The sequence below is a fragment of the Paenibacillus gansuensis genome (assembly GCF_042684925.1).
In the GTDB taxonomy this organism is placed as follows: domain Bacteria; phylum Bacillota; class Bacilli; order Paenibacillales; family DY6; genus Paenibacillus_N; species Paenibacillus_N gansuensis.
Genome location: NZ_JBHUME010000020.1, coordinates 67,977 through 85,582 on the forward strand (window position 1 = coordinate 67,977; position 17,606 = coordinate 85,582).

The 17,606-nt window shown below is 50.7% G+C and carries 10 protein-coding genes; all 10 read left to right on the forward strand.

Annotated elements, in window-relative coordinates; translation table 11 throughout:
* Window positions 1–163: 163 nt before the first annotated feature.
* The 10 genes from ACFSUF_RS24930 to ACFSUF_RS24975 all read left to right on the forward strand — a co-directional run bounded on the left by ACFSUF_RS24930 (window position 164) and on the right by ACFSUF_RS24975 (window position 17,593).
* Window positions 164–1,993, forward strand: coding sequence for a cache domain-containing sensor histidine kinase (locus tag ACFSUF_RS24930; RefSeq protein WP_377607754.1), 1,830 nt, complete (start codon window positions 164–166; stop codon window positions 1,991–1,993).
* Window positions 1,986–3,506: a response regulator gene (locus ACFSUF_RS24935; RefSeq protein WP_377607756.1), complete on the forward strand. Its 1,521-nt coding sequence runs from the start codon at window positions 1,986–1,988 to the stop codon at window positions 3,504–3,506. Before ACFSUF_RS24930 ends, ACFSUF_RS24935 begins: the two co-directional genes overlap by 8 nt.
* A gap of 135 nt (window positions 3,507–3,641) precedes the next feature.
* Window positions 3,642–5,132 carry an ABC transporter substrate-binding protein gene (locus ACFSUF_RS24940; protein WP_377607758.1) on the forward strand — a complete coding sequence of 497 codons (1,491 nt, stop codon included), beginning with the start codon at window positions 3,642–3,644 and terminating at the stop codon, window positions 5,130–5,132.
* A gap of 140 nt (window positions 5,133–5,272) precedes the next feature.
* A complete protein-coding gene (locus ACFSUF_RS24945) occupies window positions 5,273–6,154 on the forward strand; it encodes an ABC transporter permease (RefSeq protein ID WP_377607804.1) in 882 nt (293 codons plus the stop codon).
* 30 nt (window positions 6,155–6,184) lie between these two features.
* Window positions 6,185–7,105: a carbohydrate ABC transporter permease gene (locus tag ACFSUF_RS24950; RefSeq protein ID WP_377607760.1), complete on the forward strand. Its 921-nt coding sequence runs from the start codon at window positions 6,185–6,187 to the stop codon at window positions 7,103–7,105.
* Between the two features lie 56 nt (window positions 7,106–7,161).
* Window positions 7,162–8,481 carry a glycoside hydrolase family 125 protein gene (locus ACFSUF_RS24955; protein ID WP_377607761.1) on the forward strand — a complete coding sequence of 440 codons (1,320 nt, stop codon included), beginning with the start codon at window positions 7,162–7,164 and terminating at the stop codon, window positions 8,479–8,481.
* On the forward strand, window positions 8,478–11,621 hold the full coding sequence (locus ACFSUF_RS24960; RefSeq protein ID WP_377607763.1) for a beta-galactosidase: 3,144 nt from the start codon (window positions 8,478–8,480) through the stop codon (window positions 11,619–11,621). The genes ACFSUF_RS24955 and ACFSUF_RS24960 overlap by 4 nt, the downstream gene beginning before the upstream one ends.
* A gap of 7 nt (window positions 11,622–11,628) precedes the next feature.
* A complete protein-coding gene (locus tag ACFSUF_RS24965) occupies window positions 11,629–14,391 on the forward strand; it encodes an alpha-mannosidase (RefSeq protein ID WP_377607764.1) in 2,763 nt (920 codons plus the stop codon).
* 689 nt (window positions 14,392–15,080) lie between these two features.
* A complete protein-coding gene (locus ACFSUF_RS24970; protein WP_377607766.1) occupies window positions 15,081–15,707 on the forward strand; it encodes an isochorismatase family cysteine hydrolase in 627 nt (208 codons plus the stop codon).
* Between the two features lie 725 nt (window positions 15,708–16,432).
* The gene (locus ACFSUF_RS24975) at window positions 16,433–17,593 is read left to right on the forward strand and encodes a YhgE/Pip domain-containing protein (RefSeq protein ID WP_377607768.1); all 1,161 of its coding nucleotides are present in this window, start codon (window positions 16,433–16,435) and stop codon (window positions 17,591–17,593) included.
* The last annotated feature ends 13 nt before the right edge of the window (window positions 17,594–17,606 follow it).

A 17,606-nucleotide genomic window follows, 5' to 3' on the forward strand; every position in this document is an offset into this window, starting at 1 on the left:
TTAGGATAGGAAAAATGAAAATTAGACTGGCTCTTTTCTTAGACGGGTCTCGGATACCGGTAACACCGAGTAAGTATTGACTGTGCCTTCTTTTTTAATTGGGGCAGAGCGTTTATACTAAGGAAATGAAATCGCTTTACAGCAGAGAAAGAAGTGGCTTAATGTGAGGTTGAAAGATGTATACCGCAATTATTTTCAAAACAACCTGTTTACCAAAATAATTCTGCTATTCTCCGTGATCATTGTGATTACAACGATTGCGTTCTCCTACTTCACCTATTATTTCCTGTCCCAATCGATCATAAGAACGGAATTGGATAATCAGCAGAAAGCGATGGCCAGCGTAGACGGTTACTTGACGGAGAAGTACGTTGCCGTAAGGACAATGGTGAACGATATTTATACGGATGACGCGCTGGCGGCGGATATCACGTCTTTTTTGCGGCTGCCTTTTCAGGATTATGTAAAAAAGCGTCTCGACCAATATTATGAAGATCAAACTTATATGTCTTCATCGTCCGCCGCCGCACTGAAGTATTTCAAACGAAAAGCGGAGAGCGATCCGGATATTTCGGACTTGATCGTCTACAGCGCTGAGCAGCAGTTTCTATATAGGTATCGTCCGATGACTTTAGCCAAGCTGATTCCCACGAACGCATCCCGGTCGTTTGTTCCGGACATCATGGCTTCGGAGAGCGGCCCCGTCTCGGTACCTAACGTATGGATCCGCAAAGCGATCGAACAATATGATCCGAGGCTGTACTCCATCCGGGTTCCGATCAACGACAAGGTAACGCTGCAGAATACAGGCCAGCTTCAAGTTTACATGAATTCGGACGGTATCCTTAGGTCGCTTGCTCAAGAGAAGGAACTAAAAGGCTCAATCGTTGTACTTGATGCTGCGGGCAATGTAATATTTGATTCCGGGGGGCGGTATTACGGGCAGGTTTATCCTTATAAAGATAAGGTAATGAATGCCGGCGGGACGGTCATGCTCGATAAGGAAGCGTATGTCAATACACTGGCAAAGAACGAGGCGGGCTATACCGTAGTTGCCATTTCGCCGAAGGAAGCGCTGGCCGAAGTGAATACCGGTCTGAAAGAAAAAATAACGGCTATTGCGGCGGTTTGCATCTTGTTTGCGATTCTGCTGCCGACGTTGTTTATCGTGAGCTATGCAAAACGGACGAATCAATTGATCCGTCTCATGAAGAAAGTACAGAGCGGTATTATGAATGAGCGGATCGAGGACCCGAGGGAAGATGAGTTAGGACAAATCGCGCGGAGCTTCGATAACATGCTGGATGAATTGACCCGGTATATCGACAGGGTCTATAAAACCGAAATCAAGCAGAAGCATACGGAGCTGGCGGCGCTGCAAGCCAGGGTCAACCCGCATTTCCTGTACAATACGCTGGAAGTAATTCGAATGCGCGCCGTGTCGCAGGGGGCTTCGGATGTCGGGGAGATGATCTACAGCTTATCGATGCTGTTCAAGAATGTGGTGCAGCGCAAAACGGATTATACCCTCAGTGAAGAAATCGAGGTCTGCCGATTGTATTTGGAGCTGTTCCGGATCCGTTACAAAGAAAGGTTTTCTTACGAGATCGATTGGGACAGGCAGCTTGGCAGTGTCCCGATGATGAAGATGCTGCTTCAGCCTCTTGCCGAGAATTACATCGTGCATGGCCTGCGCACAGACAGGGACGACAATTGGATCTCGATTCATGTTTCAAGGAGGGACGGCAAGATCCTAATGACAGTAGCTGACAACGGGAGAGGCATGAGTCCGGCGAAGCTGGATGCCGTCCGGAAATCATTGGAAACAGAGGAGCAGGACAGCGAGTCGTTCGGGCTCCGCAGCGTACGGGACAGGCTCGTGTTTTTCTATGGCGAGACCTGCACCTTTGACATTCAGAGCGGTCCGGAAGCCGGGACGACGGTCAGCCTGTCTTTTCCGGACGGGAAGGAGGAACAGAACGGAGATGTATAGAGTATTTATTACGGACGATGAACCGTTTATTATAGAAGGCTTGTACGACATTGTAGACTGGTCCGGCATGGGGCTGGAGATCGTAGGCCATGCCGAGAACGGCGAACAGGCGCTGGAACGGATGAGGCCGATGACGGTCGATATCCTGATTACCGATATTTCCATGCCGGAGATGAACGGCCTCGAGCTCATCCGTAAGGCGCGCGTCCTTCATCCTGCGCTGAAAGTCATCGTCTTGAGCGGCTACGACGATTTCCGTTATTTGAAAGAGGCGATGACGCTGGGGATCGAAAATTATCTCCTGAAGCCGATCAATCTGCAGGAGCTTCAGGGGACGCTGGCGGCAACGATCGATAAATTGAACATGCGGAAGGATGAACAGTTTATCCAGGAGCAGAATACCCGGATGCTGCGGGATCATATTATGTACCGCTGGCTGACCGGCCAGATTGCCCAGGCGGAAATGGAGGAAAGAGGCAGGCTGCTCGGCATCCGTTGGGACCACACCCGCCTGCTGGCGGCGATAGTCCGTACCGGTCCGGACGTTCCGGACAGGTTGGAGCTGATCATCCAAGTGCTGGGAGATCAGCAGGACGTCATCCCGTTTTCCAACATGGAAGGGGATACGGTGCTGCTGTTTACGTTCGATGATCCCGACGAAGGGAAGTTAAAGGCCCGGCAGCAGCTGGAGAGGATTATGGAACAGCTGAAGCCGCTGGGTATGGTCCGGGTATCGTTGGGAACAGTGCAGCTGCTTCCGGATGAGGCTCATATCAGCTACCGCAATGCCCAAAAAGCGCTCGAATACTTCATGGTGCATCCCGGGGCCGTCTGGATGGACTATACTGAGCTTTCTTCGCCAAGCGAGGCCGGCGTCCTCCGCGATCCGTTTGTCTGGGGCGATTATGCCAAGTGGCTGGTCAGCAAAGATAAAGACAGCTTTTGCCGCAGGTTAGAAGAAGATTTTCGCAAGGTGCAGGAGATGCCGGAAGTGACTCTGGACTCGATTCAGGCATTTTCCATTGAATTTATGGTAAGGCTGAAGATGGAGCTTAAGGAAATCAAACACACGGAACATACTGAGATCTTCCGGCAGGAAATGCTATGGATAATGAATGCAGGTTCTGTCGATGACATCCTCGCTGCGCTGCAGCAGGCGGCAAGCCGGGCTGTAGATTCGCTGATCCAGGACGGCAAAAGTCCGGTAGTCCACCAGGTGCTGGCCCGCATCCATGAAGCTTACGCCGAGGAACTGTCCTTGAAAACGTTAGCCGTACAGTACAAAATTCACCCTGTTTATCTCGGTTCCCTATTTCAGAAAGACGTAGGCGAATCTTTTACCGAATATGTAAACCGGTACCGGATCGAGAAAGCGAAAGCGCTTCTGAAAGAGAGCAGCCTGAAGGTTCATGAGATCGCCAAGGAAGTGGGATATTGGGAAAGCGGCTATTTCTATAAGCAATTCAAAAAATATGTCGGTGTTTCGCCGACAGATTTCAAGGGACTGCATTAATCCGGTTTTGGATGCGGTTCCTTTTCTTTATTTTGTACATGATAACTTTAATTTCTCGACTATTTGAAACTGCTTTCATGGGCTAATCTTGAATTGCAGCACACACATATAGTTTTTCAATAGGGAGGTAGCAAGATGAACAAGAAAAGAACAGGCCTTTATGCAGTTCTTGCTCTGCTTCTATCTGTATCGCTGATACTCAGCGGCTGCGGATCGAACAATAACAGCGGAACTAATGCCAGCGGGAACCAAAATGGAGGCAAGGCTGACAGCAAGCCTGTGGAGTTGATCTGGTACACGATCGGTACGCCGCAGAAAGATGTAGATAAGGTTATGGAAGAAGTCAGCAAGTACACGAAGGACAAAATTGGCGTAACCGTCAAAATGAATATGCTGGACTGGGGCGATTACACGCAAAAAATGCAGGTAATGACCGCTTCCGGCACGCCGATGGATATTATGTTTACAGCTTCTTGGGCATTCGATTATGTTCAAAACGCCAGAAAAGGAGCTTTCCTGCAAATCGACGATTTGCTGAATAAGGAAGGTAAAGGCGTGAAAGATGCGCTGGACCCGGCGTTCCTGGAAGGCTCCAAAGTGGATGGACACAACTACGGCATTCCGGCCAACAAAGAGCTGCCTGCCCAAGAGGTATGGCGCTTCAACAAGAATCTGGTGGACAAGTATAAGCTGGATATCAATAATGTCAACTCGCTGGAAAGCCTGGAGCCGCTGTTGAAATCGGTTAAAGAGAAAGATCCAACTTTAACTCCGTTGGCGGTAGATAAGAACTATTCTCCTTATGTTCCTTACGACTACATTATTGAGAAAATGCCGCTGGCTGTGAAGCTGGACGATAAGAACCTTAAAGTGGTCAACATTCTAGAGTCACCGGAAATGAAACAGGCGCTTACGACAATGCACAAATATTACAAAGCGGGATACATCCCTACAGAAGCGGCAACGCTGGATTCTTTGACCGATGTACAGGCAACCGGCAAATGGTTTACGGACAAAGCGACCAGCCAGCCGTTCGCAGACAACTTATGGTCGACAAGCCTGGGCTACCCAATCGTATCCAAACCGGCCAGCCCGTCTATCATCTATAACTGGTCCGTTATGGGGTCCATGCAAGCGATTTCCGCTAACTCCGAGTACCCGGAGAAAGCAATGGAATTTTTGAACCTGTTGAACACAGATCCGGTGCTTCGCAATATGGTCGATTCCGGTATCGAGGGCGTGCATTATAAGAAATCCGGCGACAACCGCTTGGAGAATCTGCCTGAATCCAAAAATTACGATATGCCTACTTTCTCATTAGGGAATGTCATGCTGACTTACCTGAACCCTACGGATCCTGACAACAAATGGGACGAGTTCAAGAAGTTTAATGCAGCCGGCCAAAAAGCTCCGCTGCTTGGCTTCAACTTTGACACAACGAAAGTAACGACCGAAATTGCAGCTGTACAAAACGTAAAAGAGGAGTTCTGGACATCCCTGATGACGGGAACGGTAGACCCTCAAGAATACCTGCCTAGAGCCATCGAGAAATTTAAAGCTGCCGGCCTGGACAAAATCATTGCCGAGGCGCAGCGTCAAGTAGATGAATGGAAATCCTCTAAATAACACAGGTGGACGGAAACGGCGAATGCGTGCATTCGCCGATTCTGTTTACCGTATACAGCATACGGATCGGAGCGTGAATGTACGTGGGGAAAATCAAACAAGTATGGAAAGACCTAAACCGCAATAAAACGCTGCTCTTCATGACGCTGCCGGCAACCGTCTGGTTCCTGCTGTTCTCTTATCTGCCGATGGCCGGCGTGGTCATTGCCTTTAAGCAGTACCGCGTAAGCAGGCACGGATTTATAGCGAGCATACTGGACAGCAAATGGATTGGCCTGCAAAACTTCAAATTCTTGTTCAACACGGAAGATGCTTGGGTGATTACCCGTAATACCCTGCTTTATAATATCGCTTTTATTGTGATCGGGCTTATTCTTTCCGTTACTTTGGCAATAGTTCTCTCTGAGATTTCGAATAAACGTTTGGCAAAATGGTATCAGACCGGCATGTTTATGCCTTATTTTCTATCGTGGGTCATTGTCGGCTACTTCGCCTTCAGCTTTCTGAGCTTTGACAGGGGGATGGTGAACCGGATCGGGGCGGCCTTCGGCATGGATCCTGTGCAGTGGTATACCGAACCGAAGTACTGGCCATTGATTCTGCTGCTGGTTTTCTTATGGAAATCGGTCGGTTACAGCAGCGTCATCTATCTCGCTTCGATTCTCGGCATCGACAAGTCACTTTACGAAGCGGCGATGATCGACGGGGCGAATAAGTGGCAGCAAATCCGCAACATCACGATCCCGATGCTGGTGCCGCTAATGACAATCCTCACGCTGCTTGCAATCGGCCGGATTTTCTATGCCGATTTCGGGCTGTTCTACCAAGTACCTAGGGATGCGGGCGCATTATATCCGGTGACCAATGTAATCGACACTTATGTTTACAGAGGCCTCAAATCGACAGGGGAGATCGGCATGAGCGCCGCGGCGGGTCTGTACCAGTCCCTGATCGGTTTTATTCTGGTTATCGTGTCCAACTATATCGTACGTAAAACCAATAAAGACAACGCGCTGTTCTAAAGGGGAACACGGCAAGAAGGAGGAAGGCTCATGTCTGCTCAAACGGTTCGGCGCTCCTACCGGGATGCCCATCATTTAAATCCGCTTTGGAACGTTATATTCCATCTGGTGGCTGCCATTTTTGCGCTGCTTTGTGTATTTCCGTTTATATTCGTCACCATCATCTCGTTTACAGATGAAACCACGTTAGCTGCAAACGGGTATTCTTTATTTCCTGAAAAATGGAGCCTTGCCGCATACAGTTATCTGTTTAAAGCAGGGGACCAGCTGCTGCGTTCTTACGGGGTCACGATTGCCGTGACAGTCGTAGGAACGGCGATCAGCCTGATTGTGACCGCACTGTTCGCGTATGCGATCTCGCGCAAAAGCTTCAAGTACCGTAATTTCTTTTCATTCTTCGCATTTTTCACGATGTTGTTCAACGGCGGTCTGGTTCCGACTTATATGGTTGTCACCCAGCTGCTGGGGCTTAAGGATTCGCTGTGGGCGCTCATCCTGCCGCTGGCGGTTAACGCCTTCTACATTATGATTATGCGGACATTCTTTACGACGATTCCCGATGCCATTATCGAATCGGGTCGGATCGACGGCGCAGGGGAATTCGGCATCTTTATGCGGCTCGTACTGCCGCTGTCGCTGCCGGGCTTAGCTACCATTGCACTGTTCAGTACACTCGGTTATTGGAACGACTGGTTCAACGCTCTTTTGTACATCGATAACCCGGACATGGTTCCTCTGCAGTCGATGCTCATGCGGATTGAGAACAGCATGCAGTTCATTCTGCAGAACTCTAACAACCCTTCGTTAGGATTGGGCGTCCTGCAGTCCATGCCGCAGGATACGTCCCGCATGGCCATGGTCGTACTGGCTACAGGCCCGATTATTCTGGCTTACCCGTTCTTCCAGCGCTACTTCGTGCAGGGCTTGACGATCGGCGCCGTGAAGGAATAAACAGATCAACAAATCAAAATACGAGATAAATAAGAGTCTTTATCGGAGGAGAACCCATGGAACAATTCAGACTACCCAAAATTCCTATGCCGCAGCTGGAATTGCCGCAAGCGGTGCAGAACCTGCTGGACGAAGCTGCAGAAAAGCTGTCAGACCGGCCTAAACTGCTGCAGCTGTTCCGCAACTGTTTTCCAAATACACTGGAAACGACAACGAAACTGATGGACGACGGAACGACCTTCATCATTACGGGCGACATTCCGGCCATGTGGCTTCGCGACTCGGTAGAACAGGTGATTCATTATGTGCCGCTTGCCAAAGAGGATAAAGACCTGCAGCGCATCATCAGCGGCATTATTAAGCGGCATGTCAACTACATTATGATCGATCCTTACGCGAACGCGTTTAATGAGCTGGCTAACGACTGGCATTGGAATACAACGGATGTAACCGAAATGTCCCCATGGGTATGGGAGCGCAAATTTGAGCTGGACTCCATCTGCTTCTCCATGAAGCTGGCTTACCGTTACTGGAAAGAGACCGGCCTGACGGATATTTTCGATGAAAGATTTAAGGCTGCAATGCGCAAAACGGTGGACTTGTGGAAAACAGAACAGCATCATGCCGAACAATCGCCGTACCGCTTCACCCGCAACAACGGCATTCCGACGGATTCCCTGCGCAACAACGGAGCGGGCATGCCTGTCAACTATACCGGCATGGTATGGTCGGGTTTCCGTCCAAGCGATGATGCCTGCGATTTCCATTACAACATTCCCTCCAATATGTTCGCCGTAGTTACGCTTCGGCAAATGCAGGAATTTGCGGAGTGGGTGTTCCGCGATCTGGCTTTCCTGGATGAGATGAAGAAGCTGGAAGAGGAAATCAATCACGGGATCCAGTTGTACGGTATTTACCGCCACCCGGAATTCGGCCCGATCTATGCCTATGAAACGGACGGCTTCGGGAACTACTGCCTGATGGATGACGCCGGCACCCCCGGGTTGATGTCCATTCCTTATGTTGGCTACTGCTCTGCGGAGGATCCTATCTATTTGAATACAAGAAGATTCGCCCTAAGCAAAGAAAATCCGTTCTACTATGAGGGTTCGGCAGCCAAAGGCATCGGAAGCCCGCATACGCCTCCGGGCTACATTTGGCATATGGCGCTGTCCATGCAGGGACTGACGGCAACGGACAAGGAAGAGAAGCTGGAGATGATCCGTTTGCTGGAGGCAACCGACGCGGACACAGGCTTTATGCATGAAGGCTTCCATGCGGACAATCCGGCCGAGTTCACCAGAAGCTGGTTTGCCTGGTCCAACAGCTTGTTCTCACTGCTGATTTATGAGGCGATGAAAGAAGGGATTCTATGAAACCGAGCCTGATCGTTTTTTACGATCCTACTTTTCCGTTGGCTGAAGGTCAGCATATCGAGTCCGGCCAGTTGGCCGGTTTCCGCGTAGCGGGTGCCTTGGAATTGGCAGAAGCGCTCCGCACCGCGGAATGCGGCTGCTTTATTAATATGCACGCTCCTTATTTCCCTAAAGCGGCGTGGGCGGACATCGCCTCCTTCCTGCAGCGCGGAGGCGGGCTGATCAGCATGGGCGGGGCTCCGTTCAAGCGGCCCGTCCGCGAGGAGAACGGCACGTGGATTGTGGAGGCGGAGCAGACGGCCTATCATCAGGAGTTGTACATCCATGAAGCGCTCCGCGTAAACCGGGGGCCGATAGAGCGATGGGCGGCTTCGGAAGAGATTTCTTTATTCTCCGGCAAGGAGCACTTGTTTGAACTGAGCGATACCTGGAATCTCGTTCCTCATGTCGTCAAAACCAGCGACCTGCCGGATCAGATGGGCTCCGCAGGACCTATGGATGCGCAGATTTATCCGTTGCTCAAGGGCGTTTCCTCTACAGGCAGAATCGTGGCTGCTCCTGCTGTGCTCTGGGAATACACGAAAGGCACCTACACCGGCGGCAGATGGTTGTTTCTCCATCTTCCTGCAGGCCCTGCTTTCTGGGAACAGGGCGGAGCGGCTGCTTTGCGGGAATGGGCTGAATATTGCGCTGCAGGAGTGACGGAGCTTTGGATTAAGCCGAACTACGCTTCCTACGAGCCCGGCGAGCGCGGGTTGCTGACGCTCCAGAAGGAGCGGACTTCCCGCAGGGGCGAGGAACGGGGCGAAGAAGAGTCGTGGGTATTTGACTTCAGCATCCGGTACGGCGAAAGCAGCGAGCCGCTGTGGACCTACCGGCTGGAAACGAAGGTTCAATCCTATCTGACCATTCTGAGGATTCCGCTGCCGTTTGAAATCGAAAGCGGGTTTTACCGCGTGGTATGTGTTACGGACGGGCCCGGCGGCGTGAAGCGCACGCTGCGTCAAGGCTTCTGGGGCATGGACCGGGAGATGCTTCAGCAAGGAAGCCCTGTAAAAGCAGGCCGGGATTATTTTGAGAAAGAGGGCAGGCCCCTGCCGGTGGTAGGCATGACCTACATGACCTCGGACGTGGCGCGGAAGTTTTTGTTCCTGCCGAATGTGGAGGTCTGGGATCGTGACATGGCGCAGATGAAGCGCGCCGGAATCAACTGGATCCGTACCGGCATTTGGACGGCATACCGCAACATTATGCAGGTGGACGGCCATGTGTCCGAAGAAGTCCTTCGGGCGATCGATGCCTTTATTTCGACGGCCAAGAAGCACGATCTTCAAGTAACATTTACCTTCTTCTCCTTCACGCCGGAGACTTGGGAGGGGGAGAACCCTTATTTGGACCCGCGGAGCATTGCGGCACAAAAGCGGTTCATCCGCTCGATCATATCCCGGCACAGGCAAACGGCCAACGTGGACTGGGATCTCATCAATGAACCTTCGATGTTTGACCCGCCGCGGATTTTCTCGAACGGGCCGCGTTCGGCGCGCGATCCTTACGAACGCAGAGCCTTCTCCAGCTGGCTCAAGCAGCGCCACGGGACCGTGGAGAAGCTACAGGAGCTTTGGAATATGACTCCGCAGCAGCTTCCGGATTTCGAGTCCGCCTTGCCGCCGGAGCCGGAAGAGATCAACTTCGACGTGCAGGATATGCATCAGGCGAAGAAGGGAACGCGCTGGCTGGACTACACGCTGTTCTCCATGGACATGCACAATAGCTGGGCTTCGGAACTGTACAAGGAAATTAAGAGTGCCGCACCGGATCATATGGTGACGGTAGGGCAGGATGAAGCCTTGGGCGCCCAGCGCCCTTCGCCGTTCTTCTATGGCGAAGCGGTCGATTATACGACCGTGCATTCCTGGTGGCTTAACGATCAGCTGCTCTGGGACGGCATTTTTGCAAAGACACCCGACAAGCCGAACCTGGTGCAGGAAACCGGCATTATGTATGTGGAAACGCCGGACGGCCGTGCCAAGCGCAGTGAGTTGGAGCTGCGGAATATACTGGAGCGCAAATATGCCTACGCTTTCGCGGCGGGAGGCGCCGGTGCGGTCCAATGGATTTGGAATACGAATTTCTATATGGACAACGCTAATGAGTCCCATATCGGAGCTCTGCGGGCAGACGGCTCCGAGAAGCCCGAAGCGGACGTTTCTTATGACTTCGGCCGTTTCATGGCTGAAATCCGGGATTTGTTCGACGGGCGCAAGCTGGAGGATGTGGCTGTCGTGTTCCCGTACTCGAACGATTTCTCGAACCGGAAGCTGGCATTTGACGCAACGACACGCCTTACCCGCATTCTCGCTTATGAGATGAACGTTCCGTTTCGGGGCGTTGGCGAGTACCAGCTGGCCTCGCTGAGGAGCGAGCCTGCCAAGCTGATCCTGCTGCCAAGTCCTCACAACTTTGACGATCAGGCTTTCGCCGAGCTGATCGAGATTACGGAAGAAACCGGAGCGGTACTTCTGATAACCGGGCCGATCGGCATCGACGCCTATTGGCGGGCTTCCGGCAGAGCCGCTGCCCTGACAGGCGAAACCCTTCTCGGCAATGTTCGCCGGGAAGAATCGTTGTCCCTCGGCGGGGAGCTGCTTCCGGTTTCGTTCGGAAACCGGCGCATCGCCGAGCTGGCCAAGGAAATTCCGGCGGCGGCTGATCCGGGGACCGGCATGGGCCAAGGGCCGGCCGAAGTGCTGGAGCTTCACACCGGCAAAGGACGTGTACTGTGGTGTCCCCTTCCGGTAGAGCTGAATGAGCGCAATGGTTCGATACGAAAGCTGTATGGGCATGTACTGGCGCTGGCGGACTGCGAGACTGAGCTGGTGTGGCTGAACGGCGGACATCTGCCGGGGATATACGGACGAAAACTCAGTTTTCGGGAAGGTGCTTTGTTCACCTTCGTATCGGAGTATGCACTAGATACGGAAGTGAAAGTGATGGATAGGCAGACCGGCGCCATTTACAGCTTTATTTTAGAAAAAGAACGCTCGGTGTTATTTGCGGCGGATTTGGCAGGACGCATCATGTCCGTCTACCGCCCGGATGAGGTGCGCATCGGCGCAGCTTTGGCAACAGGAAAGGAGTAACATGCACATGAAGGCGAAACGAACGGCTCATCTTGTCTCCCACACCCATTGGGACAGAGAATGGTATCTCCCTTACGAGAAGCATCATGTCCGTCTGGTCAAGCTGATGGATACGCTGCTGGACACGCTGGAGAGCAAACCTGAATATAAAAGCTTTTTCCTGGACGGGCAGACGATCATTATCGAAGATTATCTCCAAGTCTATCCGGACCAGAAGGATCGGCTGGAACGCATGATCCGGGAGGGCCGGATTCTGATCGGGCCTTGGTACATTTTGCAGGATGCCTTCCTGACAAGCAGCGAAGCCAACGTCCGCAACCTGCAGATTGGCCATCAGGATGCCGCCCGTTACGGAACGGTTTCCAAAATCGGTTATTTCCCGGATACGTTCGGGATTATGGCCCAAGCTCCGCAGATGATGAAACAGGCGGGGATTGACAATGCCTTCTTCGGCAGAGGGGTTAAGCCTACCGGATTCAACAATGAGGTGTTTGAAGGGGATTATGAATCCTCTTTCTCCGAGCTGATTTGGGAAGGGCCGGACGGCTCCCGTGTTCTAGGCATTCTGTTCGCCAACTGGTACAGCAACGGCAATGAAGTGCCTGCGGACGAGGACAAGGCTAGGGAGTATTGGGACCGCAAGCTGGCTGATGCTGAGAAGTACGCATCTACCGGAGAGCTTCTCTTCATGAACGGCTGCGATCATCAGCCGATTCAGACCGATCTTCCGGAAGCGCTGCGCAAGGCCAGGGAGCTTTATCCTGATACGGATTTTATCCATTCGAATTTCCCGGATTACCTGAAGGCGCTGAGCGAGTCGCTCCGTGACGATTTGTCCGTAGTAAAAGGCGAGCTGCGCAGCCAGCGGACCGACGGATGGTCAACCCTGGTCAACACCGCTTCTTCGCGGGTATATCTGAAGCAGTTGAATCAGAAGGGGCAGGCGATGCTGGAGAAAGTAGCCGAGCCGCTGGCCACGCTGGCACATATGGCCGTACCGGGAGCAGGCGCGAAATATCCGCATGCCTTGTTTACTTACGCCTGGAAAACATTGATGCAGAACCATCCGCATGACAGCATCTGCGGCTGCAGTGTGGACGAAGTGCACAGCGAAATGGTCACCCGGTTCCACAAAAGCCGCCACGTTGCCGAAACGATTATTGACGACAGCAAGCAGGCGCTGGCCGATGCGGTGGATACGGCTTTCTTCGCCCGGTATGGAACGAATGCGGCGCCGTTCGTCGTATTCAATACCAGCGGATGGAGCCGCACCGGCGTGGTCGATGTGGAAGTCGACGTGTTCCGGATTTACTTCCGCGACGGGCTTCCGCTGGAGGAGATCAACCGCAGAGTCAAAGCTTATGCTTTGGATGGAGGAGCGCTTCTGGACAGCGGCGGCCGCAGCCTGAAATTTACCATGCAGGATTTGGGTCTGCAGTTCGGCTATGATCTGCCCGACGACAAATTCCGCCAGCCTTATATGTCCCGCAGGGTAAAGCTGACGTTTGAAGCGTCCCAAGTACCGGCTCTCGGGTGGAAAACGTATGCTTGGGTTCCATCGGCGGAACCGAAATCGGAGACACAGCCGTCTTCTGAGGAATCGGTATTGCTCGTAGGAGAACGCTCCATGGAAAATAGCCGCATTCGTGTCATTATCGCCGATGACGGGTCTCTTTGGTTAACCGATAAGGTCAACGGACGAACATACAAAGATTTATGCGTATACGAAAACACGGGCGATATCGGCAATGAATATATGTACAAGCAAGCGGCGGGAACAGAACCTTTAACAACAAAGGGGCTGCCGGCCGCCATCCGGATCATCGAGCAGACTGCTTACCGGGCTTCGTTCGAGATCGTGCATAACTGGGAAATTCCTGCTTCGGCCGCGGTCTCTTTGGAGGAAGAGCAGAAGGAGTGTGTTTATTTCCCTTATCGTAAGAGCGGGCGCTCGGAACGGATGGTGCCTCTGACGATCCGTACGACAGTCAGCCTGGAGCGCTCAGGCAAAGGAATCCGAATTATAACGGAATTCGATAATCAGGCGCTGGATCACAGGCTTCGGGTTTTATTCCCGACGGACCTGGCTACTTCCGTGCACCGCGCGGATTCGATTTTTGAAGTGGCGGTACGTGACAATGAACCTGCTTCAGAATGGGAGAACCCAAGCAATTGCCTGCATCAGCAAGCTTTCGTTCAGGTTCATGACGGGCGGAACGGGCTGACCGCAGCCAACCTCGGACTGAACGAGTATGAAGTGCTGCGCGACGGCCGGAACACGATGGCCGTTACTCTGCTTCGCAGCGTTGGCGAGCTGGGCGATTGGGGATACTTCCCTACACCGGAAGCCCAATGCCTGGGGCATCATCGTACCGAGCTGGAACTGATTCCTGCTGGGCCGCAGGAAGATCACAACCAGGAAGCTTATGCGGAAGCTCAGCAATTCCAGATTCCTTGGGTAACCGTCCAGACGGGCGTTCACCCGGGTCCGCTGAAGGCAGAAGACGCTCCTCTAGCGTGGGAGGGCCAAGGCGTGGCGTTCTCTTCGATGAAGATCGGCGAACCTACGGGCGATGTAATGCTAAGGTGGTTTAATCTTGGCAGGGAGGAAACAGAGCTTTCCGTCCGTTCCGAGCTTGGAACAGCAGGAGCGTATAAGAGCAATCTTTTGGAGGAACGCATAAGCCAGGCAGAAGCATCTGCCGCTTCGTTTGAAATGAAGCTGGGCAAGGCGGAAATCTTGACGATAGGCATCCCTCTGAAATCATAACTGCAATAGAATAACTTCCGATGTTAAAAAATATCCAAAAGGCCGCCACTGCTGGCGGCCTTTTGGATTTGTCTGGTTATCGGTATCCTAGGTATTTTCATGTCGTTAGTACAACGACATAATAATCCCGATTTAGAACCTTGATAAATCAAGGTTCTTTTTCATTTGTACGTATTTTCTTGTCGTTTTTTTGGACGTGAAAATCCCTTTAATCTGCGCTAGCGACAAAAAAGCACTTTATTAAGGGTTGTTGTATGAGCAATATTTGAGCGAGTTAGGCTGAGCAAATAAAGTGTTAAAGTATACATTTACCTCTTATGCTATCATCCCTTCCGGCACAGGGAGCAGCAACCTGGAGATTTGAACAATGGATATCTAAAGGGGAAGGAAACACGCTTCAGAATGCAGGAAGAAGACTTGTTCTACATCAGGTAAAAAATTAATATTTCAGCATAATAAATTTTTTATAATTGGAGAACAGGTAGCATCTCATTCCCTTGTGGTGGTCCTATAGTTGTTACCGTTATGTTAGTGATTAGAAGGCGTAAGAGCGGCAATTTTCCTAGCGGAGTATAGCCGCAAAAACATGTCGTTAACTCCGCCCGGCATGCTTCCTTGCACACATACATATTTATAAGATGAGAAATAACTGCTCTTATCTTGAAGATAGCAGAAAATGGAGGGAAGACATGTTTGAACCTGAACCGGCTAACACAGCAATTGTTATTACTGACCCGCAAAATGACTTTTTGAGCCCTGGAGGCAAAGGCTATCATTTAACTAAAAGCATTATTGAGCAGTATAACACGGTTGGAAATCTCGAGATTTTAATGAAAATAGGTATAAGCAGAGGGTATCAACTTTTTATATCTCCGCACTATATTTATCCTCATGATTATCGCTGGAAATATAAAGGGAATGAACAAAACATGTTGCTAAACCTGAGATTGTATCAAAAGCATAGTGATTCCACTCCGCCTACTGTTGGGGCTGATTATGTTCCTTCACTTTTGCCTTACATACTTGATAGCAGAACCATTATAACTAATCCTCATAAGGTTGCTGGTCCACAAACCAATGATCTGGTTTACCAATTACGGCAAAACGGCAAAGAAAAGGTTATTATTGCAGGCGTTTTATCCAATGTCTGTGTAGAGTCTCATATGAGAGATTTGATTGAACATGGTTTTCAAACTGCCGTCGTTTATGATGCTACAGCTACGATAAGTCAGAGGGATTTTCAAGCCGCTGTTACGAACTATTTAGCATTTAGCAGTGCTACTTGGACAACACAAGAGGCTATTGCACACCTGTAAAACAAATACTACCATGCCTAATCCGAAGTTTACCTATAGAAAGATGCTTTCTTCGGGGGAAACGCTCGATATCTATCGTTGATGGTAATTCCTTATTTAGCGTATTGCGCTATGACCAACGGTCGCGCTCATGTAAAAAGGAGCAGCTTAGCTCAAATGGAAGTAAGAACGAGCCGCGAATCAACTGGTGCGTTTCCTGGGCTTGCGAGAAGGGTATCACCTTGTTAAGGTCAACAAAGGTCGGCATGAAATATCTTCGACTCAAACAACAAGCGAGGGACCAATTATATTGATTAATGATTTGTAACCCAGACTACGATAGCCCGCCTCACGGCGGGTTTTTTGTGTTATCTTTAATGATCGACATCAAGCTTTACCTCCATATAGATAGGTAGAAGCAGCCTCTTCTTAAAAAGTGCAGGACATTATTATTGAAATCATGGCTAATTGAGTACTCTTACATTCCTTGAAAGAGAGTACTGTATTTTCGGGGTTTTTATCTCAGGGTAAATAAAGTGACTGCAATATCGGGGTTTTCATGTCGTGAAATATAAAGCCTGAAAAGGTTTAATCGGGATTTTCTTGTCGTTGTACTTCGTTGTTGTAAGGCTTCTTGAGTTTTTATTCCTATTGACAGATACCTCGCTCCAACATAAGATTTAAACAAACGTTTAATTTAAACGCTTGTTTAAATTAAAGATAAAGAGAACAAGGAGTGGAGTCTTATGAAATCAGCATTACTGGCTTTTCTAAAAAAACCTACCACAAAGATCGGTATTATGACCGCTTTTATGTTTCAGGTGATATTCAGCATCGTCTGGATGACGGGGTACGACGGGGTCACAGGCAACATGAAACATCTGAAGATTGCTATTGTGAACGAAGATCGGGGAATGGGCGCTCAACTATCGGAGAAGCTGGCCTCCTCATTACCATTTGAAGTTGTTGTCCCGGCTTCCTTACAGGAAGCGCAGGAGAAGCTGTACGACCGGGATGTTCATATGGTGCTCCATATTCCGGCTGCTTTCAGTCAGCAGGTGCAGGCACCGGATCAACAGGCCTCGCTGCAATACTTCATTAATGAATCGAATCCGGCTATGATCAAATCGGCAATGGCCAGCGCAGCTGCGCAAATTACCGATACCGTCAACAAACAGGCGGCAGCAGCAGGAACGGCAGCGGTATTGACGCAGGTGAAGGTACCTGCCGACCAGGCGGGCCCTCTGTCTGCACAACTGTCGGAACGAGTCGTATCCCAATTCAACTACTCAAATCAGGTTACCGGCATGAATTCGCAAATGGTACCGATGATGATGGTGCTGGCATCCTATGTTGGCGCAATGATTATGGGGATGAATTTGCAGCAGTCTGCATTGGCCCTTAAAGGACAACTGGGGAAATGGAGCTTGTACGCCGTCCGTTGTCTGATTAATGTAGTTACTGCATTCCTTGTTTCGCTGGTGGGGAGCTCCCTGGTGATCGCGCTTGGCGGTCAGGCCGAGCACGGATTCCTATCCATGTGGCTGTTCCAAAGCCTCTTCGTCATGGTTTTTATGTTCGTATCCCAACTATTCTTGATTCTGTTCGGGATGGCGGGTATGCTTTTCAATATGATCATGCTATCGGCTCAGCTGGTTTCTTCAGGAGCACTGGTTCCTAGAGATTTATTGTCCGGGTTCTATCATCAGCTTAGCAGCTTCCTTCCCGCCACTTATGCGGTAGAGGGTTTAATGAATATATTGTTCGGCGGTCCATCAAGCTTGCATGCAGCTTCAGCTTTACTATGGATTGCTCTGGTCTCGATCGTTGTCGGGGCAGCGGCAATTGCCTTGCGCAAAGAAGCGTCAAGCACTTCCGCACCGGAAGGCAAACCAAGCATAGCATAAGGAGAGACAGCTT